General features: G+C 71.8%; 24 protein-coding genes and 1 tRNA gene. 11 read left to right on the forward strand and 14 right to left on the reverse strand.

Translation table 11 applies throughout. The features are described 5' to 3' along the window. Positions 1 to 65: 65 nt before the first annotated feature. The 9 genes from IF655_RS02080 to IF655_RS02120 all read right to left on the reverse strand — a co-directional run bounded on the left by IF655_RS02080 (position 66) and on the right by IF655_RS02120 (position 10,047). Complete coding sequence (locus tag IF655_RS02080) at positions 66 to 878, reverse strand: HAD family hydrolase (protein ID WP_199581661.1); 813 nt, start codon at positions 876 to 878, stop codon at positions 66 to 68. Beyond that, complete coding sequence (serS, locus tag IF655_RS02085) at positions 875 to 2,152, reverse strand: serine--tRNA ligase (protein ID WP_199581662.1); 1,278 nt, start codon at positions 2,150 to 2,152, stop codon at positions 875 to 877. The genes IF655_RS02080 and serS overlap by 4 nt, the downstream gene beginning before the upstream one ends. A gap of 450 nt (positions 2,153 to 2,602) precedes the next feature. After that, complete coding sequence (gene pheA, locus IF655_RS02090) at positions 2,603 to 3,535, reverse strand: prephenate dehydratase (RefSeq protein WP_199581663.1); 933 nt, start codon at positions 3,533 to 3,535, stop codon at positions 2,603 to 2,605. A 156-nt stretch (positions 3,536 to 3,691) separates the two neighbouring features. Beyond that, a complete protein-coding gene (gene efeB / locus IF655_RS02095) occupies positions 3,692 to 4,972 on the reverse strand; it encodes an iron uptake transporter deferrochelatase/peroxidase subunit (protein WP_199581664.1) in 1,281 nt (426 codons plus the stop codon). A gap of 8 nt (positions 4,973 to 4,980) precedes the next feature. Then, positions 4,981 to 7,014, reverse strand: coding sequence for a copper resistance CopC/CopD family protein (locus IF655_RS02100; protein WP_199581665.1), 2,034 nt, complete (start codon positions 7,012 to 7,014; stop codon positions 4,981 to 4,983). Between the two features lie 12 nt (positions 7,015 to 7,026). Beyond that, positions 7,027 to 7,485, reverse strand: coding sequence for a copper chaperone PCu(A)C (locus tag IF655_RS02105; RefSeq protein ID WP_199581666.1), 459 nt, complete (start codon positions 7,483 to 7,485; stop codon positions 7,027 to 7,029). Next, a complete protein-coding gene (locus IF655_RS02110; protein ID WP_199581861.1) occupies positions 7,482 to 8,168 on the reverse strand; it encodes an SCO family protein in 687 nt (228 codons plus the stop codon). The genes IF655_RS02105 and IF655_RS02110 overlap by 4 nt, the downstream gene beginning before the upstream one ends. Positions 8,169 to 8,260: 92 nt before the next feature. After that, positions 8,261 to 9,022, reverse strand: coding sequence for a YcnI family protein (locus tag IF655_RS02115; protein WP_199581667.1), 762 nt, complete (start codon positions 9,020 to 9,022; stop codon positions 8,261 to 8,263). 152 nt (positions 9,023 to 9,174) lie between these two features. After that, positions 9,175 to 10,047 (reverse strand): hypothetical protein, encoded by an 873-nt coding sequence (locus IF655_RS02120; RefSeq protein ID WP_199581668.1) that lies wholly within the window; start codon positions 10,045 to 10,047, stop codon positions 9,175 to 9,177. A 236-nt stretch (positions 10,048 to 10,283) separates the two neighbouring features. On the opposite strand from IF655_RS02120, the gene IF655_RS02125 reads away from it, so the two are divergent. Both IF655_RS02125 and IF655_RS02130 read left to right on the forward strand, forming a co-directional pair. Beyond that, the gene (locus tag IF655_RS02125) at positions 10,284 to 10,730 is read left to right on the forward strand and encodes an ATP-binding protein (RefSeq protein WP_199581669.1); all 447 of its coding nucleotides are present in this window, start codon (positions 10,284 to 10,286) and stop codon (positions 10,728 to 10,730) included. Between the two features lie 38 nt (positions 10,731 to 10,768). Then, positions 10,769 to 11,344, forward strand: coding sequence for a GNAT family N-acetyltransferase (locus IF655_RS02130; RefSeq protein WP_199581670.1), 576 nt, complete (start codon positions 10,769 to 10,771; stop codon positions 11,342 to 11,344). Positions 11,345 to 11,459: 115 nt separating this feature from the next. Here the strand turns inward: IF655_RS02130 and IF655_RS02135 are convergent, their stop codons facing one another. Next, positions 11,460 to 12,920: an aminopeptidase P family protein gene (locus IF655_RS02135; RefSeq protein WP_199581671.1), complete on the reverse strand. Its 1,461-nt coding sequence runs from the start codon at positions 12,918 to 12,920 to the stop codon at positions 11,460 to 11,462. A gap of 158 nt (positions 12,921 to 13,078) precedes the next feature. Next, positions 13,079 to 14,620 carry a PP2C family protein-serine/threonine phosphatase gene (locus IF655_RS02140; RefSeq protein ID WP_199581862.1) on the reverse strand — a complete coding sequence of 514 codons (1,542 nt, stop codon included), beginning with the start codon at positions 14,618 to 14,620 and terminating at the stop codon, positions 13,079 to 13,081. Positions 14,621 to 15,127: 507 nt separating this feature from the next. Between IF655_RS02140 and IF655_RS02145 the strand changes: the two genes are divergently transcribed. Next, on the forward strand, positions 15,128 to 15,793 hold the full coding sequence (locus tag IF655_RS02145) for a bifunctional DNA primase/polymerase (RefSeq protein ID WP_199581672.1): 666 nt from the start codon (positions 15,128 to 15,130) through the stop codon (positions 15,791 to 15,793). Between the two features lie 55 nt (positions 15,794 to 15,848). After that, positions 15,849 to 16,538 carry a hypothetical protein gene (locus tag IF655_RS02150; protein WP_199581673.1) on the forward strand — a complete coding sequence of 230 codons (690 nt, stop codon included), beginning with the start codon at positions 15,849 to 15,851 and terminating at the stop codon, positions 16,536 to 16,538. A 222-nt stretch (positions 16,539 to 16,760) separates the two neighbouring features. Here IF655_RS02150 and IF655_RS02155 read toward each other — a convergent pair whose 3' ends face one another. The 3 genes from IF655_RS02155 to IF655_RS02165 form a co-directional block, all read right to left on the reverse strand. Then, positions 16,761 to 17,741: a DUF5926 family protein gene (locus tag IF655_RS02155; RefSeq protein WP_199581674.1), complete on the reverse strand. Its 981-nt coding sequence runs from the start codon at positions 17,739 to 17,741 to the stop codon at positions 16,761 to 16,763. A gap of 122 nt (positions 17,742 to 17,863) precedes the next feature. Then, entirely contained in the window at positions 17,864 to 18,505 is a 642-nt protein-coding gene (locus IF655_RS02160) for an ATP-binding protein (RefSeq protein ID WP_199581675.1), read from the reverse strand. 213 nt (positions 18,506 to 18,718) lie between these two features. After that, positions 18,719 to 19,552 (reverse strand): glycerophosphodiester phosphodiesterase, encoded by an 834-nt coding sequence (locus IF655_RS02165; RefSeq protein ID WP_199581676.1) that lies wholly within the window; start codon positions 19,550 to 19,552, stop codon positions 18,719 to 18,721. Between the two features lie 249 nt (positions 19,553 to 19,801). Between IF655_RS02165 and IF655_RS02170 the strand changes: the two genes are divergently transcribed. From IF655_RS02170 to IF655_RS02200, 7 genes are all read left to right on the forward strand, one after another. Next, the gene (locus IF655_RS02170) at positions 19,802 to 21,283 is read left to right on the forward strand and encodes a S1C family serine protease (protein WP_199581677.1); all 1,482 of its coding nucleotides are present in this window, start codon (positions 19,802 to 19,804) and stop codon (positions 21,281 to 21,283) included. A 70-nt stretch (positions 21,284 to 21,353) separates the two neighbouring features. Further along, a tRNA-Ser gene (locus IF655_RS02175) sits at positions 21,354 to 21,440 on the forward strand. Between the two features lie 160 nt (positions 21,441 to 21,600). Continuing rightward, the gene (locus IF655_RS02180) at positions 21,601 to 21,957 is read left to right on the forward strand and encodes a DUF4333 domain-containing protein (RefSeq protein WP_199581678.1); all 357 of its coding nucleotides are present in this window, start codon (positions 21,601 to 21,603) and stop codon (positions 21,955 to 21,957) included. A 77-nt stretch (positions 21,958 to 22,034) separates the two neighbouring features. Beyond that, positions 22,035 to 22,421, forward strand: a complete 387-nt coding sequence (locus tag IF655_RS02185; protein WP_242488484.1) for a hypothetical protein — start codon at positions 22,035 to 22,037, stop codon at positions 22,419 to 22,421. A 63-nt stretch (positions 22,422 to 22,484) separates the two neighbouring features. Continuing rightward, a complete protein-coding gene (locus IF655_RS02190) occupies positions 22,485 to 23,810 on the forward strand; it encodes a hypothetical protein (RefSeq protein ID WP_199581680.1) in 1,326 nt (441 codons plus the stop codon). 81 nt (positions 23,811 to 23,891) lie between these two features. Further along, positions 23,892 to 24,389: a hypothetical protein gene (locus tag IF655_RS02195; protein WP_199581681.1), complete on the forward strand. Its 498-nt coding sequence runs from the start codon at positions 23,892 to 23,894 to the stop codon at positions 24,387 to 24,389. Between the two features lie 60 nt (positions 24,390 to 24,449). Beyond that, positions 24,450 to 24,962, forward strand: coding sequence for a hypothetical protein (locus tag IF655_RS02200; RefSeq protein WP_199581682.1), 513 nt, complete (start codon positions 24,450 to 24,452; stop codon positions 24,960 to 24,962). Positions 24,963 to 25,057 lie beyond the last annotated feature (95 nt).

The following is a 25,057-nucleotide window of genomic DNA, read 5'->3' on the forward strand; positions in this document are numbered from 1 at the left end:
GACCGCATGACCGCATGACCGCATGCCTGTCGGGCGGGACCGTTGTGGTCCCGCCCGGTGGGCGTTCAGGCTCGTTCGGAGAGCAGTCGCTCCAGGACGATCGCGATGCCGTCGTCCTCGTTGGAGGCGGTCACCTCGTCGGCGACCGCGCGCAGGTCCACGTGGGCGTTGTCCATGGCGACGCCGTGGGCGGACCAGGCGAACATCGGGATGTCGTTCGGCATGTCGCCGAAGGCGATCGTGTCGGCCGCCTTCATGCCCAGGCGGCGGGCGGCGAGGGAGAGACCGGTGGCCTTGGACAGACCGAGCGGGAGCAGTTCCACGATGCCCTCGCCCGCCATGACGACGGTGACGAAGCCGCCCGCGGCACCCTGCGCGGCTTCGGCCAGCTCGTCGCTGTTCAGCCGGGGGTGCTGGATGTAGAGCTTGTTCAGCGGCGCGGTCCACAAGTCGGACACGTCGGTGAACGGCGTGCTCGGCAGGGCGCCGGTGACCGCGTAGCCGGGACCGACCAGGACGTCGCCGTCCAGCCCGTCCCGGCTGGCGGCGATGTACAGCGGACCGACCTCCGCCTCGATCTTGGCCAGCGCCACTCCCGCCAGCTTCCGGTCCAGGGTGACCGAGGTGAGCAGGCGGTGCTGCCCCGCGTCGTAGACCTGGGCACCCTGACCGCAGACGGCCAGACCCTCGTAGCCGAGGTCGTCCAGGATGTGCCGGGTCCAGGGGACGGCACGGCCGGTGACGACGATGTGCGCGGCGCCCGCCTCCGTGGCGGCGGCCAGCGCCGCGCGGGTGCGCGGCGAGATGGTGTCGTCGCCGCGCAGCAGCGTGCCGTCGAGGTCGGTGGCGATCAGCCGGTAGGGGAGTCCGTCGCTCACTTGGCGGTCGGCTCCAGCACCTCACGGCCGCCGAGGTACGGGCGCAGCACCTCGGGGACGCGGACCGAGCCGTCGGCCTGCTGGTGGTTCTCCAGGATCGCCACGATCGTGCGCGGTACGGCGCACAGCGTGCCGTTGAGCGTGGCCAGCGGCTTGACCTGCTTGCCGTCGCGCATCCGGATCGACAGGCGGCGGGACTGGAACTCGGTGCAGTCCGAGGTCGAGGTCAGCTCGCGGTACTTGCCCTGGGTCGGGATCCACGCCTCGCAGTCGAACTTGCGCGCCGCGGAGGAGCCGAGGTCACCGGTGGCGACGTCGATCACGCGGAACGGCAGCTCAAGCGAGGTCAGCCACTGCTTCTCCCACTCCAGCAGGCGCTGGTGCTCGGCCTCGGAGTCCGCCGGGTCGACGTACGAGAACATCTCGACCTTGTCGAACTGGTGGACGCGGAAGATGCCCCGGGTGTCCTTGCCGTGCGAGCCGGCCTCGCGGCGGAAGCACGGGGAGAAGCCCGCGTACCGCAGCGGCAGCTTGTCGGCGTCGATGATCTCGTCCATGTGGTACGCGGCGAGCGCCACCTCGGAGGTGCCGACCAGGTAGAGGTCGTCCTTGTCTAGGTGGTACACGTCCTGCGCGGCCTGGCCGAGGAAGCCGGTGCCCGCCATGGACTGGGGACGCACCAGCGCGGGGGTGAGCATCGGGGTGAAGCCCGCGGCGGTGGCCTGCGCCATGGCGGCGTTCACCAGGGCCAGCTCCAGGAGGGCGCCGACGCCGGTGAGGAAGTAGAAGCGGGAGCCGGAGACCTTGGCGCCGCGCTCGGTGTCGATCGCGCCGAGGAGCTGGCCGAGTTCCAGGTGGTCCTTGGGCGCGAAGCCCTCGGCGCCGAAGTCACGGATCGTGCCGTGCGTCTCCAGCGTGACGAAGTCCTCCTCGCCGCCGACGGGCACGCCGGGGTGGACGAGGTTGCCGAGCCGGAGCAGCAGCTCCTGGGTCTCGGTGTCGGCCGCGTCGCGCTCGGCGTCGGCGGCCTTCACGTCCGCCTTGAGCTGCTCGGCGCGCTTGAGCAGGTCGGCCTTCTCCTCGGGAGCGGCCTTGGGGATCAGCTTGCCGAGCTGCTTCTGCTCGGCGCGCAGCTCGTCGAAGCGGACGCCGGAGGACCTGCGCCGCTCGTCGGCAGAGAGGAGGGAGTCGACGAGCGCGACATCCTCTCCACGGGCGCGCTGGGACGCGCGCACACGGTCGGGGTCCTCACGAAGCAGGCGAAGGTCAATCACGGGGCCAAGGCTACCGGTGCGGGGGGACGGGCCGGGAATCACTTCCCGGTTCCGCTCTGCAAAGATCGTCCGGAGTACCCCGGCTTGCCCGGACTCCCTTGCGGTGGGCGGCACTTGGCGGGCGCCTTGTCCACAGGAATCCACACCCGGGGAAAAGTTATCCACAGGCTGTGCGAAAGGGCTGTGGATTTCGGAATTGATCACTCCGGAACTCGGCACGAGTTCGAGGAATTACCGGTTCAAACACGCATGACACCCACTTTCGGGCGTAGATAGGTCGCCCTAAATGGTGAATCGAAGGAATCGGGTAGACCAAAGCCGATAGGCACACGGTTGGTCGATCTTGAACCGGCTAGGGCGATTTGTCGACCGTAGGGCCCGTTGTTGTCGACTTGTCCCCAGGTCGAGAAGCTGACCTGTGGATAACTTCTGTGGACAACGCCGAGGCGGCTAGAACCGGCCGTCCTGGCAGCCCGCCACCCAGTCGGCCGCCGCCAGGAACTCCTGGTCCGACGTGCCCGGCGGGGTCTGCCTGGCTTCCCCGGGCCTGATGTCCGCGCGCGGATAGGAACCGAGGAAACGCACCTGGAGGCAGATCCGCTTCAGACCCATCAGGGCTTCGGCCATGCGCCGGTCGGAGATGTGCCCCTCGGCGTCGATGCAGAAACAGTAATTCCCGATACCTGCCCCGGTCGGACGCGACTGGAGCAGCATCAGGTTGATCCCGCGCCCCGCGAACTCACCCAGAAGGTCGCGCAGCGCACCCGGGTGGTCGTCGCGCTGCCAGAGCACCACCGAGGTCTTGTCGGCGCCGGTCGGGGCGGCGGGCCGGGCGGGACGGCCGACCAGGACGAACCTGGTCTGCGCGTTCTCCGCGTCGTGGATGCCGGTCTCCAGCGGGACCAGACCGTACCGGGCGGCGGCGAACTCGCCCGCGAAGGCGGCGTCGTACCGGCCCTCCTGGACCAGCCGGGCGCCGTCCGCGTTCGAGGCGGCGGACTCCCAGAGGGCGTCCGGGAGGTGGGTGCGCAGCCAGTTGCGGACCTGCGGCTGGGCGGCCGGGTGGGCGGTGACCGTCTTGATGTCGGCGAGCTTCGTGCCGGGGCGGACCAGCAGTGCGAAGGTGATCGAAAGGAGCACCTCGCGGTAGATCATCAGCGGGTGCCCGGCGACCAGCTCGTCCAGGGTGGTGGTGATGCCGCCCTCGACGGAGTTCTCGATCGGCACGAAGGCCGCCTCGGCCTCGCCGGCGCGCACCGCGTCCAGCGCGGACTGCACCGACACATAGGGGATCAGTTCACGGGTGGCCGCCTCCGGAAGCGTGCGCAGGGCGACTTCGGTGAAGGTGCCTTCGGGACCGAGATACGCATAGCTCGCTGGCATGACCTCACCCTAATGGCCGCGCGGGAAGCAGGCTCGGGCGTCTCACGACGGCCACTCGCACGGGTGGTTTCGACCGCTGGGGACCACCTATGTCACCGGCGAGCACCGGCACGGCTGTCACCGGCGGCCACCGCCACGGCTGCCACAACTACCGCCTCAGCCCTCCAGCAGCCGCTGCCCCACGTACTCGCCCTTCGCCGCGCCGCCCGGCACCGCGAACAGACCGCTCGACTCGTGCCGCAGATAGGTGGAGAGCGCGTCGCCACGGTCGAGCTTGCGCTGCACCGGGACGAAGCCGCGCAGCGGGTCCGCCTGCCAGCAGATGAAGAGCAGCCCGGCGTCGGGGGTGCCGTCCGCGTCGAAGCCGTCGTGGAAGGAGAAGGGGCGCCGCAGCATGGCCGCACCGCCGTTGCGGTCGGGCCGGGTGATCCTGGCGTGCGCGTTGAGCGGCACCAGATACTCGCCGTGGGCGTCGGTCTTCTCCAGGTCCATCGGCGTGGTCTCGTCGCCGCCGGACAGCGGGGCACCGTCGGACTTGCGGCGCCCGACGACCGCTTCCTGCGCCGTGAGCGACAGCTTCTCCCAGTCGTCCAGCAGCATCCGGATGCGGCGGACGACCGCGTAGGAGCCGTTCGCCATCCAGGCGGGCTCCCCCGAGGCGGGGACGAAGATCCGCCGGTCGAAGTCGGGCTCGGCGGGCTTGGGGTTGCGGGTGCCGTCGATCTGGCCCATGAGGTTGCGGGCCGTCATGGGGTGCGCGGTGGCGCCGGGCGAGCGGTTGAAGCCGTTCATCTGCCAGCGGATCCGGGCCGCGCTTCCCGCTTCCTTCTGGAGGGCGCGCAGGGCGTGGAAGGCGACCAAGGAGTCGTTCGCGCCGATCTGCACCCACAGGTCGCCGTCGCTGCGGGACGTGTCGAGGTGGTCGGAGGAGAAGGCGGGCAGCGGGTCCAGCGCGGCAGGGCGCTGCTTCTCCAGACCGGTGCGGGCGAAGAAGGAGTGCCCGAAACCGAAGGTGACGGTCAGCGAGGAGGGTCCGGCGTCGCGGGACACATCGGTGTCGTCGTGCGGCGCGGGCTCGCCCGCCATGAGCCGCTCCGCTGTCGTCGACCAGCGGCGCAGCAGGGCGGCGGCTTCCTTGCGTCCCGCGCCGGGTGCCAGGTCGAAGGCGATGAGATGGCCGCGCGCCTGGAGCCCGTCGGTGATTCCGGGCTGATGTTTCACGTGGAACATCGCCCGGTCCGAGCCGAGGGAGGTGAGCGGAGCGGCGGGGGCGGGCGCGGCGGCGTACCCGACGGAGGCACCCGCCGCGCCGAGGACGATGCCGGTGGCTCCGGCGGTGCCGAGCAGGGTGCGCCGGGAGACGCCCCGGGCGCCGGACTGCTCCGGTGCCGGGGTCTCGGGTGCCTTACGGGTCTGAGGGACGGACGGGTCGGGCATGGTGCGGTTCAGCCGATCTGCGCGTTCTTGGAGACGGTGACCTGGTCGATGTCGGAGGTGCGCACGGTCACGGCGACCCTCCAGTCACCGGCCACGGGGATCTGCACTCCGGTGGCGGCCCAGTGGCCGCGCGTGATGTGCTCCGCCTTCACCGGGAGGGGGCCGATCTTCTTGGCCTCCTGGGTGAGGGCGATCTTCACCTCGGGGACGTCGTAGGGGCGGCCGTCGGGGCGCTGGACGTAGACGTGCATCTCGTTGCCGCCGACCCGCGCGGGGTCGAAGTCGATGCGGACCAGCCCCTTGCCGTTCGTGCCGCCGGTGTCGAAGGCCATGTCGAGGGTCAGCGCGCCCGAGGTGTCGGAGGATGAGGAGCTGCTGGCGGACGCGCCCGCGGCCTGCGCCTCCTGCTCGGTGCGGCCCGGCTCGGTCTGGGTCAGCGCGGTGGTGACGGCGAGCAGGACGACGGCGACGGCCGCCTCCGCGAGCACCGAGCGGCGCAGTCCGGACCGGTTGGGGTCGGCGTCCCGCAGCCGCTTGCGGCGGGCGTCCTCGACGGCACTGCGCTGCCGGGCGAGCTGGGCGGCGCGCTCGGTGGTGCCCGTGGCGGTGCCGCCGACGGTGGACGCGGTGGTGGACGCGGTGGTGGAGCCGGTGCTCTCCGCGGAGTCCTTGCCCTGCACGGCGGCGGCAGCGGTGGCGGGCACGGAAGCAGCCTCCGCCTTCGGCTCGTCCTCCGCCCCGGTCGCCGGGTGCTCGGCCAGCCGTCCCGTCCAGCGCCGGGAGATTCCCGCGAGGGCGACCATGACGGCCACCAGGCCGATCTTCACCAGCAGCAACTGCCCGTACCGGGTCTCGGTGAAGGCGGACCAGGAGCCGAGCTGGCGCCAGGACTGGTAGACGCCGGTGGCGACCAGGGCGAGCACCGAGCCGAAGGCGAGCCGGGAGAAGCGGCGTACGGCGGACGCTTCGAGGGGCGTGTCGGCCGGGGCCCGGTAGAGGGCGACCAGCAGGGAGGTGAGACCGCCGAGCCAGGCGGCGACGGCCAGGAGGTGGACGATGTCGACCGGTATGGCGATGCCCGGCTGGAGCCCGGTGGAGGCGTGCTCGGCCATGGCCCAGCTCGCCGCGAGCCCGGCCGCGACGACCACACCGCCGATGGCGAGCCCGAATCCGAGGTCCCGCTTCTCCTCGGCCTCCTCACCGACGGCGTGCTCCTCGCTGACCAAGTCGCCCTCGCCTTCGTCCTCACCCTCGACCTCGTCCCTCCTGGCGTACGCCCCGAAGAGCACGGCCACGAAGAGCGCGGCGGCGGCGAGCAGCAGCAGCCGGGAGACCAGCGCCGCCCCGGCCTTGGTCTGGAGCACCTGGCCGAGCAGGGCCAGGTCGAAGACGTCCCCGAACTTGCCCGAGGTGGTGTACGAGCCGCGCAGGAGCAGCAGCCACAGCGTGGCGCCGGTGAGCGCCACCCAGCCGCCGACCACCAGCCGCTGCAGCGCCCGTACGCTCGCGCCGCGCCGCCAGCAGGCCAGCACGAAGGCGGCCCCGCCGACCAGCACGATGTACCCGGCGTAGGACACGTACCGCCCGATCGCGTACAGCGTGCCGACCACGCCGCCGCCGACCGTGGCGGTGCCGGAGACCACGGTCTGGGAGGGCGCCCCGATGGAGAAGGTGTAGGCACCGGCGACGGGGTGGCTGTCCGCCGAGACGACCTGGTAGGTCACCGTGTAGGTGCCCTTGGCAAGCCCGCTTTTGAGCTGGACCGCGTAGGTGGTCCCGCTGACGTTGGCGGGCTTGCCCTGCTGGACGGGCTTGCCCTTGGGGTCGAGGACCCGCAGGGAGTCGTCGCCCATCGCGACCTGTTCGGAGAAGGTGAGCGACACCTGGGTGGGCGCCTTGTCGACCACCACGCCCTGGGCGGGGTCGCTGCCGGTCAGCGCGGCATGCGCGGAGGCGGGCGCGGCGCCCGCGAACAGCACGGCGGTGACGGCGAGAAGCAGCAGCACCAGGGGGCGCAGCCGAGGGGTGATGGTCCGCGTCAAGGTGGTCCCTCCCTAGTTGCCGGTCGACGGTGTGTACGTGGCGGACCGCACCGGCATCTCGACGGTGAGCGGCTTGGAGTGGGCGAAGCCCAGCTTCACCGTGACCGTCTGGCCCTCGCGCGGCTTGTGCGTGAGCCCTTCGAACATGAGGTGGTTCGCCCCGCTCTTGAACACCAGGCGGCCGTGGGCCGGGACGGCGAAGGAGGTCTCCTCCTTCATGGCGCCGCCGCTGGTGCTGTGCATGGTGACCTCACCGGCGATGTCGCTGCTGACGGAGGTCAGCTCGTCGGCGCCGCCGCCCTTGTTGGTGACGGTGAGGAACCCGGCGGCCATGTCGGACGAGACCGGCTGGGGCATGTAGGCGGCACCGGCGGACAGTTCGGGACGGCCGCCGGAGTCCGCGCCGCAGCCGGTGAGGGCGAGCGCCCCGCCGAGCGCGGCGACGGCGGCGGGCACCAGGGAACGCCTCACGGCTTCGCTCCCCGGACCAGCTTGGGCAGGTCCTTGGTGTAGTCGTCGACCGAGGCGTCCTCGCCGTAGAGGACGTAACCCCCGTTCGTCTTCGGGGAGAAGGCGATGACCTGGGTGCCGTGCACCGAGACGGTCTTGCCGTTCTTGTCCTTGGTGGTCGGCTCCACGGAGATGCCGAGGGTGCGGGCGCCCGCCTGGATGGTGGGGAAGTCGCCGGTGAGGCCGATGAAGCGGGGGTCGATCCCCTTGAGCCACTTGCCGAGTTCGGCCGGGGTGTCGCGGCCGGGGTCGGTGGTGACGAAGACGACGCGGAGCTTGTCCTGCTCGGCCTTGGGCAGCGCCTTCATGGCGACGGCGATGTTGCTCATCGTCGTGGGGCACACGTCGGGGCAGTGGGTGTAGCCGAAGTAGACGAGGGTCGGGTGGCCCTTGGTCTCGGCGCGCAGGTCGTACTTCTTGCCGTGGGTGTCGGTGAGGACCAGGTCCGGCTTCTCGAAGGGCTGGTCGAGGACCGTGGCGGCCTTGCCGGAGTCGGTCTCCGAGGAGACCGACGAGACGGGCGACTTGGCGTCGTCGCCGGAGCCGCAGGCGGTCAGGCCGAACGCGGCGGCGGTGAGCAGGGCGGCCACGGCGAGGGTCTTCCCGCGCGAGGAGAGGAGCGCCGAGGGGCGCGGGTCGGGCATGGAGGGCATGGCAGAACTTCCCGGAGGTGAGGAATCCGGCGCGCACCGGGGCCGCATGGGCCACACGGCCCCGGTGCGCGCGGACGGGTGGGTCAGGCGGTGCGGCGACGGCCCGCGAGGACGCCGTAGCCGACGCCGGCCGCGCCGACGACGATGCCGACGACGCCGAGGACGCGGGCGGTGGTGTCGGAGCCGCCGCTCTTGTCGGAGGCGGCGGCGGTCTGCTCGGTCTTGGCGTCGCCCTTGTCGTCGGACGCGGCACCGGACGTGCCGGAGGCGGCTGCCTGGGTGCCGTGGTGGTCGTCCGTGGCGGCGGTCAGTTCCAGCGTCGGAGCCGGGTTCTCCGGCTCGTCCTCGCCCTTCTGCGGCACCTCGATCCAGCGGACGACCTCCTTGTTGGAGTACGTCTGCAGCGCCTTGAAGACGAGCTGGTCGGTGTCCTCGGGCAGCGCGCCGAGCGAGAGCGGGAACTTCTGGAAGTAGCCGGGCTGGATGCCCTTGCCGTCGGCGGTCCAGGTGACCTTGGTGACGGCCTCGTCGATCTTCTCGCCGTGCATGGTGAGCGGCTTGGCCAGCTTGGACTTGGTGACCTTGACGTTCCAGCCGGGCACCGGCTGCGGCATGACCGAGGCGATCGGGTGGTCGGCGGGGAGGTTCACCTCGAGCTTGGTGGTCGAGGCGTTGTCACGCTCGTTGGGGACCTTGAAGTCGACGACCGCGTAGCCACCCTTGGCCGCGGCGCCCTCGGGCTGCACGGTGACGTGCGCGAAGGCGGGGGCCGACAGGGCGAGGACGGCGGTGGCGGCGACGGCGCCGGCGGCGGCGATCCGGGTGGTGGTACGGGAAACCTGCATGGCAGAGCACTCCACTCTGAGCGAGATCCGATGACGAAGAGGGGTGCGCGTGCGGTCGGTCCGACGCGCGCACGCGCGCGCCGCGTGACGGCGGACCCTCTCCGTCCGGTGCCGGTGGATCCGGGTTGCCGGGGAGCGGTGGTCGCGTCGTGTCAGGCGGCGAGGCGGAACGCGGCGGCGGGCGGGCCGCGCCGGATCACGGAGTGCTGGAGCGCGGTGGTGCGCGGGGCGGGCGGCTCGTCGCGGTCGGCGCGACGGGCGCGCGGTTCGGGTCCGGTGGCGGGCAGCAGCCCGGCGCACAGGGCACGCGCGAGGGCGAACGCCGCGCGCAGGGACCGTACGAGCGCGGCTTCGGCGACGCCGTGGGCCGACAGCTCGATCAGCCGCAGTACGGCCAGGTCGCCCCGGCGCAGCAGCCAGCCGACGGCGACGGCCGCGAGGACGTGCCCGAGCAGCATCGGCAGCGAGGGCAGCGACGCGGCGGAGAACCCGGTCAGGTCGTGGGCGTGCGGGGCGGTCGCCGCCGGGGTGCCCAGGAGATGTCCCGAGGGGTCGATCAGATGGGCGTCGAGCAGCAGTTGATAAGCCCGGCCGGGGCTGAGCGTCGAGGGCGTGGAGCCGCACAGCAGCCGGGTGGCGCGCTCGACGAGCACGTCCTGGCTCGGCGCGACCGCGCCCATGGCACTCATGCCGCTCATGTGCATGGACCCCATCGAGCCCATGGATCCCATGGAGTCCGTCGTGGCCGTGTGCTGGCCCAGGCCGAACAGCGTGTGCAGCGCGGTCTGCCCGAGCGCGAGGAGTCCGGCGATGGCGGGCAGCGAGCGTGCCCGTCCGGCGAGCGGCGCCATGAGCAGCAGCGAGCCCGCGAACCCCGCGCCGAGCGTCCACAGCGGGACGGTCGCGCAGGACGCCATGGTGTGCCCGGCAGCGGCCAGCACGACACAGACCGCGGCGAACACCGCGGCCCGCAGAAGCCGGACCCGGGGTCCGGGGCGCGTCGTGCGCGGCTGGGGGGCAGTCATGGCGGGGCTCATCATCGCACTGCGCCCCCGGGCCCCGTACGCCAGGTGGCCGGATCCGTCGCCGGAGCGCGACCGCGCGGAGCCGGGCGGACACGCCTGGGGCGCCCGGGGCCATACACCGATTCGTCCCCGCGCGCATCGGCCCTATGGGCGACCTCACGCTCCGGAAGGGCTTACACACGCGGAGCGGCGGCAATAGGTAACGGTATGTCGAGCCGCGGCCAGGAGGCTGGAGCATGAGCATCTGGTGGTCCGTCCACTTGCGACGCGAGGCCGCGAGCGTGCCGCTCGCCCGCAGGCTCCTGATCGGCACGATGGAGACGGCGGGCGTCGACCCGGACGTCTCCTACGACCTGTCGGTCGCCCTGAGCGAAGCCTGCGCGAACGCGGTCGAGCACGGCGGCGACGACGTGCGCGGCGGCGGTTCGGAGGCGTACCGGGTCACCGCCTACCTCGACGGCGAGAAGTGCCGTATCGAAGTGGCCGATTCGGGACCGGGGTTCGGGTCCGTGCCCGACGTCCGCCCGGCGCGGACCGATGCCGAGGGCGGTCGCGGGCTGTGTCTGATCAGCGCGCTCGCCGACCATGTCCACATCGGGACGGGTACGGGCCGGGGCGGCACGGTCGTGAGCTTCGACAAGGTTCTCAAGTGGAAGAAAGATCCTTCCCTGCTTACGGCATGAGGGGTCCCGTGCGGCGTCCGCGCGGCTAGGGTGCGCGCATGTCTGTGGAACTCATTCAAAACCAGGAAATACCGGGTGGATTCACCCTGCGCGCCCTCGCTCCCGGAGATGCCCCGGGGCTGGCCGACGCCTATACCGACAACCGTGCCCATCTCGCCCCCTGGGAGCCGGTCCGGCCGGACTCCTTCTTCACCGTGCGCGGCCAGGCCGAGCGGATCGAGGGGCTGCTGCGGAGTTGTACGGACGGAACCGTGGCGCCGTGGATCATCGAGACCCCGGACGGCCGGATCGCGGGGGCGATCACCCTGTCCGGCATCTCCCGGGGTCCGTTCTGCAGCGCGAGCGTCGGCTACTGGGTGGCCGCCGACCGGCAGAACCGGGGGCTGGCCAGCGCCGCCCTGGAACGGGTCTGCGACCTCGCCCGCGACCGGCTCGGGCTGCACCGCGTCGAGGCGTCCACGCTGACCGACAACACCGGCTCGCAACGGGTTCTGGAGAAGTGCGGGTTCGCGCCGATCGGACTCGCCCCGCGCTATCTGCACATCAACGGCGCCTGGCGGGACTGCCGCCTCTTCCAGCGCGTATTGCACGACAACGCGCCCGCGGCGTTGTAGCCGACCGGCCGACGAGCCGCCTTTGGGGGCGCGGGGGACTGCACGACCAGCCACGACGCGCCCGCACACGAAACGGCCGGGCACCCCGCTCGGGTACCCGGCCGTCCGTCGGAGGTCAGCTCTTGAGCGAAGCCATCCAGCTCTCGACCTCGTCAGACCGCCGAGGCAGCGCAGCGCTGAGGTTCCGGTTGCCGTCCTCGGTCACGAGGATGTCGTCCTCGATGCGCACGCCGATGCCCCGGTACTCCTCCGGAACGGTCAGGTCGTCGGCCTGGAAGTACAGACCGGGCTCGACGGTGAGGACCATGCCCGGCTCCAGGGTGCCGTCGACGTAGGTCTCGGTGCGGGCGACCGCGCAGTCGTGCACGTCCATGCCGAGCATGTGACCGGTGCCGTGCAGGGTCCAGCGGCGCTGGAGACCCAGCTCCAGGACGCGCTCGACCGGACCCTCGACCAGACCCCACTCGACCAGCTTCGCAGTGAGCACCCGCTGGGCGGCGTCGTGGAAGTCGCGGAACTTGGCGCCGGGCTGGACGGCGGCGATGCCCGCCTCCTGTGCCTCGTACACCGCGTCGTAGATCTTGCGCTGGATGTCGGTGTACGTGCCGTTCACCGGCAGGGTGCGCGTGACGTCGGCGGTGTAGAGGGTGTGGGTCTCCACGCCCGCGTCCAGCAGGAGCAGGTCGCCGGAGCGGACCGGGCCGTCGTTGCGCACCCAGTGCAGGGTGCAGGCGTGCGGACCCGAGGCGCAGATCGAGCCGTAGCCGATGTCGTTGCCCTCGACGCGCGCGCGGAGGAAGAAGGTGCCCTCGATGTAGCGCTCGGAGGTGGCCTCGGCCTTGTCGAGGACCTTCACCACGTCCTCGAAGCCGCGCACGGTGGAGTCGACCGCCTTCTGCAGCTCGCCGATCTCGAACGCGTCCTTGACCAGGCGCGCCTCGGACAGGAAGACCCGCAGCTCCTCGTCGCGCTCGGCGGTGACCTTGTCGGTCAGGGCCGCCTCGATACCGGCGTCGTGACCGCGCACGACGCGGACCGGACCCCTCGCCTCGCGCAGCTTCTCGGCCAGCTCGCGCACGTCGGCGGCGGGGATGCCGTACAGCGCCTCGGACTCGGCGAGGGAGTGGCGGCGGCCGACCCACAGCTCGCCCTGGCCGGAGAGCCAGAACTCGCCGTTCTCGCGGTCGGAGCGGGGCAGCAGGTAGATGGTCTCGCGGTGCCCGTCGGCGGTGGGCTCCAGGACGAGGACGCCGTCCTCGGTCTGGTTACCGGTGAGGTAGGCGTACTCGGTCGAGGCGCGGAAGGCGTACTCCGTGTCGTTCGAGCGCGTCTTGAGGTTGCCCGCGGGGATCACGAGGCGCTCACCGGGGAAACGGGCGGACAGCGCGGCGCGGCGGCGCCGGGTCTCGGCTGCCTGGGCGACCGGCTTCAGGTCCCGCAGTTCGGTGTCGGCCCAGCCGCCGCGCATGTTCTCGGCCAGCTCGTCGGAGACGCCCGGGTACAGGCCGTTCTTCCGCTGCTTGATGGGCTCCTCCGCCTCGGACTCCGGGGTCTCCGGGTTGAGCTCGTCGGACACGTGATCCTCCTCCGTACGGCAAGTGGTCTCCCCGGGCTCGCGAGGTCCGCGACCGTGCCCGAGCTGGGAACCACCCTCATCGTACGGTCGTACCGGGACGGACCGGGGCGTCGGGACCGGTGTGCGGGCGGGCGCACACGGTCGCGGCGGGCGCCGGATCAGTCGAAGCGCGCCGCCAGCAGGACGACGTCCTCGGTGTCCGCCGCGTCGTCCGCCGGGTCCATGCCGTCCGTGCCGTCCGGCAGCAGCGTGCGCAGTACGTGGTCCGCGACGGCGCCGGGGTCGCCGCGCAGGGCGCGCGGGACGCTCGCGGCGGCAGCGTGCAGCCGGGCGAAGGCGCGGTCCATCGCCTCGCCCGTGCGGTGCAGCAGTCCGTCGGTGTAGAGGAGGAGCGTCTCGCCGGGCTCGGCGTGGAACTCCAGGCTGGGCGCCTCCCAGCAGGCGAGCATCCCGAGCGGCGCGGAGAGGGAGGTCTCGGCGAACTCGGTGCGGCGCTCGCCGACGATCAGCGGCGGGCTGTGTCCGGCTCCGGCCAGGGTGATCTTGCGCAGGGCGGGCTCGCAGTAGGCGAACAGGGCGGTGGCGGAGCGGGCGGGCTCGGTCAGCCGCAGCAGCAGCTCCAGGTCGGACAGGACGGCGACCGGGTCCTCGCCCTCCATCACGGCGTACGCCCGCAGCGAGGCGCGCAGCCGTCCCATGGCGGCGACCGCGCCGGGCCCGGTACCGGTGACGGAGCCGACGGACAGACCGAGCGCGGCGTCCGGCAGCGGCAGGGCGTCGTACCAGTCGCCGCCGCCGTGCGGACCGGTGCGGTGCCGGACGGCGAGCTGGACGCCGGGCACGCGGGGCAGCCGGGAGGGCAGCAGTTCCTCGGTGAGGGTCGCCGCCCGCGCGCGGGTGCGCTCCACCTCGGTGAGCAGGGCGAGGTGTTCGGCGGCGTGCCGGACGTACAGCCCGATCAGATGCCGGTGGTGCTCGTCGGGCGCGGCGGGTTCGTCGTAGAACCAGACGGCGCCGCCGAGGACGCCCGCCGACTCGGAGACGAGCGGGAGCGCGTAGCAGGCGGCGTAGCCGAGGCGGGTGGCCACCTCGCGGTGGCGGGGGTCGAGACCGTCCTCGGCGAACAGGTCGGCGCGGACGCTCTCACCGGCGGGGAGGGGATGGAGCGGGCCGTGCGGGACGGTCTCCAGATGACCGATGTCGGCGCGGCCGATGCCGAGTCCGAGGCTGGTGCGCGGTCCGGGTCCGTCGCCGGGGTCGAGGGCGACGAGACCGCGGCGGGCGCCGACCAGGGCGGCTCCGGCGTGCAGCAGTTCCTGGAGGGCGGCGTCGAGGGTGCCCGTGCGGCACAGACGCTCGGTCAGTTCGTGGAGGGTGGTGAGGTCCGAGACCCAGCCGGCCAGGCGGTCCTGGAGCAGGGTGCCGGGGGCGGGCGCGTGGGGGGCGGGGACGGCGGGTGCGGTGAGCGCGGTGTCCGGGACGGGAGCGGCGTCCGGGGCGGGAGGTGCGGGCGCGACAGTGTGGGCGGGAGTGGGAACTGTGGGATCGATTCCGGCCACTTTCGCTGGGTGCGGGGCGTTCATGGCGTTCGGCTTTCGGGCCGGTGCGTAGTGCTGAAAAGCATCGCAAACCCCCATGTCATTCTGCGCCGCTGGCAGTGTCTCCACATGTACACGGACTCGTGAGGGGATGTCCAGCATTGTCCTGCTGGTATTCCTGGTGTCCATGCGTCTGACGTGCTTTTCCTTCGATGCCCTTGCCTTACTGGCAAGTTGGCTTGAAACTGCCTCGGGTAAGGCTTCTTTGCGGTCGACTGGCCCTGCTCCACGGAGCGTCACAGCGGTCGTGATGGGTACGTACTCGGAGAAGGCCAGGGGCGGTTGGGCAACGGCCCGGAACCTGGCGGCGGACCCGGGCGTCATAACCACCGACGGCCGAGCCCCATCCTCCCGTGGCGGAGGCGGAGAGAAACACGCGCGACGGCAAAACGCCAGGCTTCGCCACCCCCGCGCCGCAGCCGTACTCCTGCTGGACGCACCACCGACGCGGCCGATGCTCGACCCCGGGGGGCTCTTCCTGCCGCGCGCGGGGGCGTGATGCGCCACAAGGTACGCACAGTGAAGTGATCGACACATGATGTGATTCCACGGTGTTGCCAGCGGTGCAACGGAGTTGCCCAGCGGTGCAACGGAAAGGAACGAGCGCTCATGCGCGAGATCCTCGGAAGGCGACGCGGGCTGCTGCCCGGGCGGGACGAGTCCGGGCCGGATCGGCTCGGCGCGGCTCTGACCTTCGCGACCGAGTGGCGGTGGCCGGTACTCCCGGGCGTGGCGCCGGACTCCGGCGGCCCGGCCCGCTGCTCCTGCCCCGACCCCGACTGCACGGTGCCCGGCGCCCACCCCTTCGACCCCGGTCTGCTCGCGGCCAGCACCGACGCGCGCATGGTGCGCTGGTGGTGGACCAGGCGCCCGGCCGCGCCGATCGTCCTGGCCACCGGTGGCCAGGCACCCTGCGCGATCAGCCTGCCCGCGCTCGCGGCCGCCCGCGCCCTCACCCTGCTCGACCGGCGTGGGATGCGGCTCGGTCCGGTGATCGCGACCCCGGTCCGCTGGGCGATCCTGGTGCGGGCGTACTCCATGGAGCAGCTCGGCGAACTCCTCTACGCGCAGGACCACGTGCCCGGCTCGCTCCGCTTCCACGGCGACGGCGGCTATCTCGCCCTGCCGCCCTCCGAGACCGGCCAGGGCGCCGTCCGCTGGGAGCGCGCCCCGCTGCCCGGCTCGGCGCGGCCCTGGGTGCCCGACGTGGAGGCCGTGGTGCCCACGGTCGTCGAGGCACTCACTCGTACGGGTGTGAGCGCGCCCGAGTTGTAGGGGTGTCGGGCGGGAGCGGGCCCGGAGCGCCTTCCGGGCTCGTTATGTTCCGCCCATGCTGCGAATTCCCGCGGGTCCCGGCGGCCGGGCGCCCGCCCGGCTGCGTCTGCTCACCCTCGCCGGACTCGCGGCGGTCGCGGTGCTGCTGCCGCTCGGCGCGGCGTCGGCGGGACAGCCGGGCGCGGGCGGACCGGGCACGTCCGTCGGTGGGGCGTCCATTGGCGGCACGTCCGGGGGCGCCGCGTCCGGGGGTCCTACGGCCGCTGCCGTCACGCCCGCCGCCGGTACGACCGTTGCCGGTGTGCCCGTCGCCCCCGCGCCCGCCGCTCGTACGCCCGCTGCCGTCCCGTCCGCTGCGGAACGCGCCGTAGCCGGGCGGGAGCGACCCCGTTCGCTGGGGCTCGGGCAGGCCACCGCCGTGCGCTGCGGTCCCGAACTCTCCGCGCCGGACGGCGTCGAGGCGCAGACCTGTGTGCTGACCCGGGGCGGCGAGACCTGGGCCCGCGTCTACTACCGCAACACCACCGGTGACGCGGTCGACGCCCTGCTGAGCCTCATGGGTCCGGGCGGGCGGAGCGTGCTGACGCGCTGCGTGTCCGGCGGTGACGACGAGCCCGCCGTCTGCGACACCCCGCGCCTGCGCGTCCGGGGTCTCCCGGCTGCCTACACGGCCGTCGCGGAGTTCGCCGGGCGGGGCGACACCGCGCCGCTGATGCTCCGGGCGGGCAGCAACTTCCCTCACTGACAAGGGAGTTGGTGGCGCGTCGGGGACGCGCGGCCGTCACGCGGGCATGGAAAGGCCCGGTTGCTGGCGACGGGGGATGCACCAGCAACCGGGCTACTGGAACGGTAACAAGAGATCGGCGGTTCGCAAATTCCGGCTCGGCCATTCGGCCACCGATTGCCTTGTCAGAACCGGGAGTTGTGACAGGCGTCACCCTCCGCGGTCACCGCCGTCCCGCCGTTCTCAGCTCAGCGTGACCTGCCGGTTCGTCAGACCGCCGCGGGCCCGGCGCTCCTCAGGGGTGAGCGGCTCGGTGACCGCGAGGGCGGCGGCGAGGCGCTCGGCGAACTCGGCGGCGGGCTTCTCCATGTCGTCGGCGTCGACCCCGGTGGGCAGGTCCCACACCGGCACGGTCAGACCGTGCGCGCGGAAGGAGCCGACCAGGCGGGTGCCCTCGCCGAGGGTGGACTGTCCGGCGGCGTGCAGCCGGGCCAGCGCGTCGAGCAGGCGCTCCTCGGGGTGCGGCATGACCCAGCGCAGGTGGTTCTTCTCCGGGGTCTCGCACCAGTAGGCGGCCTCGACGCCGGTCAGCTTCACCGTGGGGATCGCGGCGGCGTTGGCGCGCTCCAGGGAGGCGGTGACCTCCGCGCTCGCGTTCTCCGCGTCCGGCACCCAGAACTCGAACCCGCTGTGCACGACCGGCTCCAGCGGCGCGGAATCGTCCAGCAGGTCCTGCAGCCGGGGTCCGTCGGCGGGGGCACGGCGCGCCTCGACCGGGGTGCCGGGCTCCGCCTCCAGGGCGCGCAGCAGGGTGTCGGCCAGGTCGCGGCTGATGTCGCCGGAGGCGGTGTCGTTCTGCAGACCGAGCAGCACCGAGCCGTCGTCGCGGCGCAGCGCGGGCCACGCCATCGGCAGCACGGTGGCCAGCGTGACGGAGGGGACGCCCTCGGGCAGACCGTCCTTCAGGGTCAGCGCGGCGGTGGCGGCGGGGACCAGCTCGCGCAGGGCGACCCAGTCGCACTCGCCGTTCAGCCCCTCGAAGGGGCGGTGCACCAGCTCGGTCGCCGCGTGGGCGGCGGCGCGGCCGTGGCACGCCTTGTAGCGCCGGCCGCTGCCGCAGGGGCAGTCCTCGCGGGCGCCGACGACCGGGATGTGGCCGTCGGCGGAGCGGGTCCCGCTCTGCTGCGGGCGCTTGGCCTTCGTCTGGGGTCGCTTCTTGGCCATCGTGGGTGTCTCCCGGTTACGGCTCCGTCTGGTACGCGGGGAGCCTAGCCGTTCACGCCACCAGCGGCTCGGACCTGTGGACAACCCTCGGCGGCCCCGGGTTCCGGGCCGTGGCGGGGTCGTCAGTCCAGGGCGTCGAACACGTCCGCGAAGTCCAGTCCGTCCAGCCCCGGCAGGGCGGGGACCGCCGCGACGCGCGTAGCGAAAGCGTGGTGTCCGCAGCGGGCGTCGGGATCGTGCACGTCGGCGTGGACGACCACCCAGACCGTCATCTCACCGGGGATCTCGTCGCGTACGCCCCAGTCGTCGGCGAGCGCGTCGATGATGCTCAGTCCCCGGCCGCCGTGCGCGGTGACCGAGGGGCTCGCCGGAGCCGGGCGGGTCGGGCCGCCGCCGTCCGTGACCTCCACGATGAGCCGCCCCCGCGCGTCCACCCGCCAGGCAGCCCGCACCGAGCCGGTCCCGGCCGGGGCTCCGCCCAGCGGTCGGCCGTGCCGGTACGCGTTGCTGAGCAGTTCGGACAGAATCAGCACGGCGTCGTCGATGACCGATTCGGAGACACCGCCGCCGCGCAGTTGCGCACGCATCCGGTGTCTCGCCTTCCCCACGCCCGCAGGGCCATGGGGTACGGCCATGCTCGACGACGTGGGCACCTCCTGTGCCACCACCAACGCCACCCCCGAGACCTCCTTCGCCCCACGCCACGGTGTGGATGCCCCTTTGGCCTGTACCGGAAACCGGTCAGTCTTGTTCCGGCGACGCATTCGCAACGTCCGCACACGCACCGAACGCGCCGGAGCACTCCCTTGTGCTCCCTATGGCCGGGTGGCCGGATATCAGTGGTGTGGCCGGGAAACGGAGGATGCTCCACCGCGGCTCCCGGGTCAAGGGCCGCGTGCCGGTCCTTACGGGACTCTTGGCCCGTACCGGTCCGGAAGCCGTGCCTCGGTCGCCCCTCAGCCGCCCTTCAGCCGTGCTCAGTCCAGCCGGCCCAGCCTGCCTAGCACCGCGCGCGGGCGGTTGGTGATGATGGCGTCCACCCCGAGCCGGACGCACAGATCCACGTCCTCGGGCTCGTTCACGGTCCACACATGGACCTGGTGTCCGGCGTCTTTCAGCCGTTCGACATATGCCGGGTGGCTGCGCAGGATGCGGATCGACGGTCCCGCGATGCCCACCCCCTCGGGCAGCCGTCCGTCGCGCAGCCGGGGCGAGACGAACTGCGCGAGATAGACGGTGGGCAGGTTCGGGGCGGCCGCCCGCACCCGGTGCAGGGAGCGGGCGGAGAAGCTCATGACGCGCACCGGGGAGTCGTCGGGGTGCTCCGGCGCGTCCAGGGCGAACCGCTTCAGCAGCGTCAGCAGCCGTTCCTCGACCTGGCCCGCCCAGCGCGTGGGGTGCTTGGTCTCGATGGCCAACTGCACCGGTCGTCCCGCGTCCGCGACCAGTTCGAGCAGCCGCTCCAGGGTGAGGACGGAGGTCGCCTCGCGGTCCTCGGGGCGGTGCTCCCAGTCGGGCTCCTCGTCCCGGCCGCGCCCGGAACCGCGCCCCTTCCAGGAGCCGAAGTCCAGTGCCGCGAGGTCGGCCAGCTCCAGGGCGGAGACCGCGCCCCGGCCGTTGGAGGTGCGGTTGACCCGCCGGTCGTGCACACAGACGAGATGACCGTCGGCGGTGAGTCTTACGTCGCATTCGAGGGCGTCGGCGCCGTCCTCGATCGCCTTGCGGTAGGCGGCCAGGGTGTGTTCGGGCGCGTCCTCGGAGGCCCCCCGGTGCGCGACGACCTGGATGGAGTGCTGTGATACGTGGGTCACGGCGTCATCGTGCCACCGACCGGACGTGCGGCGGGAGGCGTGAACGGTACGCGCGACGGACGCGGTGCTGCACCGTAATTCATGCGTATATAACACTTGCCGGAGATGTCCTGTGTAAAGGTTGTCACCGGACCCACAGCCCCCGCTTATGGTGCTCTGACGGCTCGTGGGAAAAGCTGCATACATACAACAGGAACGGCACGAGCGAGTGCGACCGACGACGACAGCCGTGGATCGAGGAGAAGAGCTGTGAGCACCGAGAACGAGGGCAACGCGGTACCCCCGGCCCCGTCCGCACCTCCCGTGCCGGTGGACGCTCCCACTGCCTCCGCGCAGGGCGCCGTATCCGACGGCGGAGCACCGACGACTCCGCTGCCGCCGCTGCCCCAGAGCCCGCCCGGCGCCGCCGGGCAGGCTCCGGGACCGGCATCCCCCGAGGGTCCCCAGACCCACGCCCAGGGTCCCGCCCCGCACCAGCCCTACGGCAGCCCCGCGCCCGACGGTTCCTGGCCGCCCCCGCCCGCCTACGGCGACGCGGGTGCTGCCGGTGCCGGTGCCGGTGGCGCGGGCGGTGGCTGGGGCGCGTCGTACCAGCCGCCCGCCCCCAAGCGCTCCGGGCGCGGCGGGCTGATCGCCGCCGTCCTGGTGGCCGCGCTGGTCGCGGGCGGCATCGGCGGCGGTATCGGCTACACCCTGGCCAAGGACAACGACGGGCAGGGCTCCACCACCGTCTCCGCCACCGACAGCAGCGCCTCGCAGGTCAAGCGGTCGGCGGGCACCATCGCGGGCGTCGCCGCCCGGGCGCTGCCCAGCACGGTCACCATCGAGGCGGAGAGCAGCAGCGGCGAGGGCGGCACCGGCACCGGGTTCGTCTTCGACACCCAGGGCCACATCGTCACCAACAACCACGTGGTCGCCGACGCGGTCGACGGCGGCAAGCTGACGGCGACCTTCCCCGACGGCCGGAAGTACAACGCGGAGATCGTCGGGCACGCGCAGGGCTACGACGTCGCCGTCATCAAGCTCAAGAACGCGCCCTCCGACCTCAAGCCGCTCTCCCTGGGCGACTCGGACAAGGTGGCGGTGGGCGACGAGACGATCGCCATCGGCGCGCCCTTCGGACTGTCCAACACGGTCACCACCGGCATCATCAGCGCCAAGAACCGTCCGGTGGCGTCCAGCGACGGCAGCGCCAGCTCCAAGGCGTCGTACATGAGCGCCCTGCAGACCGACGCGTCGATCAACCCGGGCAACTCCGGCGGTCCGCTGCTGAGCGCCTCGGGCGCGGTGATCGGCATCAACTCCGCGATCCAGTCGAGCAGCAGCGGTGGTCTCGGCTCCGGTCAGTCCGGCTCGATCGGGCTCGGCTTCGCCATCCCGATCAACCAGGCGAAGTACGTCGCCCAGCAGCTCATCAAGACCGGCAAGCCGGTGTACGCCAAGATCGGCGCCTCCGTCTCCCTGGAGGACTCCACCGACGGCGCGAAGATCACCGACCAGGGCGCGGGTGGCGCCGCCGCGGTCGAGTCGGGCGGTCCCGCCGACAAGGCCGGTCTCAAGCCGGGCGACGTCATCACCAAGCTCGACGACTCCGTCATCGACAGCGGACCCACCCTGATCGGCGAGATCTGGACCCACCAGCCCGGCGACAAGGTGACGGTCACCTACAAGCGCGGCGGCCAGGACCACACGGTCGACCTCACCCTCGGCTCCCGCGTCGGTGACAACTGACGCCCACCGCCCCCTCGGCCCCCCGATCCCGGTACGCTGTACCCCGCTCCGCCCCAGGTGGGCGAGGCGGGGAGGCGTGCCCGAGCGGCCGAAGGGAACGGTCTTGAAAACCGTCGTGGCAGCGATGTCACCGTGGGTTCAAATCCCACCGCCTCCGCGGACATCGCAGGTGTCGTAGTCAGAAGGGTGTCCCGGCTCCGGGGCACCCTTCCGCGTGGAGTGGTCCTGTCGGCGGCTGGACTCCTTCGGCATGTCCACAGCAGCCGCCACTATGCTCTTCTGGTCTTCTCGCCCGCCCAGCCGACCAGGAGCGCCCGATGTTCAAAGCCCGCACGACCACAGGCATCTCGATACTCGCCGCCGCGGCCGTCGGCACACTGCTCGTGGGCTGTTCGGCGTCCGTCGAGGTCAAGAAGTCCACACCGCCGAAGCTGTCCGCGGACAAACTGGCCGGCACGCTCTCCGAGAAGCTCGCCGCCGTCAGCGGACAGCCGAAGCCGCACGTTTCCTGCCCTGAGGACCTGGCGGGCAAGGTCGGCACCACCTCGCGCTGCACGCTCACGGCGGACGACGGCAGCACCCTGGGGATCACGGTCAAGGTCACGTCCGTCAGCGGGGGCCGGATCCACTACGACTTCAAGGCCGATGACAAGGCTTCTCCGGCCACGAAGTAACCAGCGGCGCACAACGGGAGGGGAATCCGATGGCAGGAGCGGAGCCGGGAAACGGTGGACCGGCACAGTCCGTTGGGATGCGGCTGAATCAGATACCGGGTGACGTCGGAGGCTCCCCGGCCACACCGGGACTGCCCGGCGGGCAGCAGAAGCTCGTCTCCACGCCGGCCCAGAAACAGGCCGCCGCCAACGCCATCGAGCAGCACATCGAGCCCGACACCCGCAAGGCGGGAGACCACGCGGACACGGAAACCGCCGCTGCGGTCAAGGAGTTCCGCGACGGGTGGCACACCTCGGGCGCGTTGAAGAAGGCCCACACGTCCTGGGGCGAGCAGGTCAAGAACCTGATGAACATGCTCGGTTCGGACAAGGCGGCGCTGCGCAGCACCAACGTCACGCTGCAGTCCACGGACATTCAGGTCGGGTCGAACAACAGCTCGGTGTCGGCGCTCTACGGGTACTGACGGACGTTCTGAACCACGCACGGCGCAAGGCGCAGACTGCCTGTCCATCACCACGGGGAACCCATGCCGACGTATCACGAGATCATGACGACCGACCTGTCCGCGCTCACCACGGCCGCTGAGCAATGGGACGGGATGGCCAAGGAGTTCCACAAGCAGGAGACCGCCTACCGGCGGGACGTCTACGGCATCACGCTGAGCCCGGGCTGGTCGGGACTGAGCGCGAACGCGGCGAGCGGACGCTTCAAGGTCACGCTTCAGCAGTTCCAGGCCGCACAGTCCGAGGCCAAGGCGGTGGCCTCCCTCCTGCGTGAGGCGCACACGGACTTCACGCATCTGCGCAAGAAGCTGGGGTCCGCCCGGGGGGATGCCGTCAAGGCGGGCATGACGGTCTCGGAGGGAGGCGTGGTCTCCTACGACACCACGAAGCTGACCGACGGCGAACGCAACGCCCTGCACCACGACCCCGATTACCAGCAATCCGTGCGCAAGGCCGTGGCCTCCTGGCAGACGGAGATCGATCGCCTCGTCAAGGACATGTGCGACGCCGACGCCGCGGTCGAGAACGCCCTCACCCGGGTGGTGATCGACTCCGACGTCAGTGACGGCACCCTCGTCGGCTTCAACAGCCATGCCCACGGTGACGTCAGGACGTACGAGGACGAGGCCAGGCGCGAGGCCGCCCGCACCAGGACCGACGGGTGGAAGTCCAAGGGCAAGACGGAGACGTCCGGCCCCGGTGTCGGGGCGAGCGCGGAGGGGCCGGACTGGGGAGAGGGCAAACTCGGCGAGGCGGAGGCGCACGCCGACCTGGGCAGCGCGAGTGCCGAGGGTTCCATGACCAAGGGTCCGTGGAAGCTCGACGGAAAGGCTGATGCCTACGCGGGAGCCAAGGGCTCCGCCGAGGGCAGCTTCTCCCAGGACGGTGTGGAAGGAAATGCCAGCGCCCTGGCGGGCGGTCAGGGCTCGGCGGAGGGCAAGGTCAACGTCGGGCCGGTCGGCGTCTCCGGCAAGGCCGAGGGAACCGTGGGCGGTGAGGCCAACGCCAACCTGGGGGTGGACAAAGAAGGGGTGCACTTGGGCGGCGAGGCTTTCGCCGGTGCCAAGGGCGGTGGCGAGTTCGGCGCGGATGTCGGGGGAGTCTCGGCCGGCTTCTCCGCCGAGGGGTGGGCCGGTCCCGGTGCCGAGGCGACCCTGGACTACGGCAAGAACGAACAGGGCGCCTGGGAACTCAGCAGCAAAGTGGGTCTCTCCCCCGGCCTCGGCGGGGAAATGGGCTTGAACTTCAGCGTCGACCCCGGCGAAGTCATGCATACGGCAGGTGACCTGGCCGATGCCGTGGGCCATGGTGTCGGCTCTCTCGGGCACGCGGTCACCAGCATCTTCTGAACCCCCTCACCGATCTGCTCCGTATCGGCGCGCGTGTGGCTTGTCGCCGCGGGCGCGCCGTCGGAGGAAGGAGACCCCGCGATGTCGACGACCCTGCCGATCCCGCTCCGGTTCGACGTCCCGCGCGGCTGGCGCGCCGCGCCCCCGGACGAAGTCGGCGCGTCCGGTGCCGCGTTCGTCGCGGTCCACCCGCCCGCGGACTCCGGCTTCACCGCGAACATCACCGTCGACGGCGAGTACCGCCCCGACACGGCGACCTTGCCCGAGATCGCCGACGAGTCGGTGGGACGCATGGGGGAGTCCGCCACCTCGCTCACGGTCACCGACCGGCGTGAGGCCGGCTCCGCCGACGCGCCCGGCTTCACCCAGACCCTGGCCTTCTCGGTGGTCGTCGGCGGGCGGAGCTACGACCTCGTCCAGTCGCAGGTGTACCTCTCCATGCTCGACGTCGACGATCCGCGGAGACGGGTCGTGATCCGGCTGGTGTTCACCTCCACCGCGTCGCAACACCCCGATCTGCTGGACGACTTCCGCGACCTGGTACGCACCGTCCGCCCGGGCGACGGCGCCACGCCTTAGCGGTTCCCGGGGAGCGGGCGCCGCTTGTGCCGGTGGTCTCGCCCTTCGTAGGTTGATGCCATGGGACTCTTCGACAAGCTCACCGGCACCCGGCACCCCGAAGAAGGAGTGGCGCCGGTCCCCCGGGAGGAACTGCGGGCGGCGCTGCTCGGGGTCAGCCAGGGTGAGGTCCCGTACGTCGTGCGGTACGGCGGTGGGGAGGGGTGCGATCTGCTGGCGGAGTGGCGGTTGACGGAGCCCGCGTGGCAGCACATTTTCGTGCGGTCGCAGATCAGCCATGCCCTGAAGATCCGGATGCGGTTCGACCAGCAGGCGCACGAGGTGCGGGTCCTTGAGGAGCAGTGGGAGGTCGAGCGGGTCGGCACTCCGGTGCGGCTGCAGGTGACGTCGAAGTACGAACGCGGGCAGAGCCGGACCGTCAGCCGGCGGTGGACCGTCGGTCGAGGGGAGGACGGTCGGCTCACGGCGACGGAGACCTTTCATTTCGACAGTGCCCAGATGCGGGACCCGCTGCGCGAGACCGTGCTGAGGTCCGGCTGGACCTGGCGGGGTGTTGTTTTCGGGAAGCTGTGACGGGCCGGATTTCCGGTGGCCCTGGCGCGGGACGGCGTTATCGTGGGGTCATGCGTTCTTCGTCGTGCCGTAGCTGGTGGCGCTCCTCCTAGGAG

The organism is Streptomyces sp. DSM 110735, assembly GCF_016482685.1.
Lineage (GTDB): Bacteria > Actinomycetota > Actinomycetes > Streptomycetales > Streptomycetaceae > Streptomyces.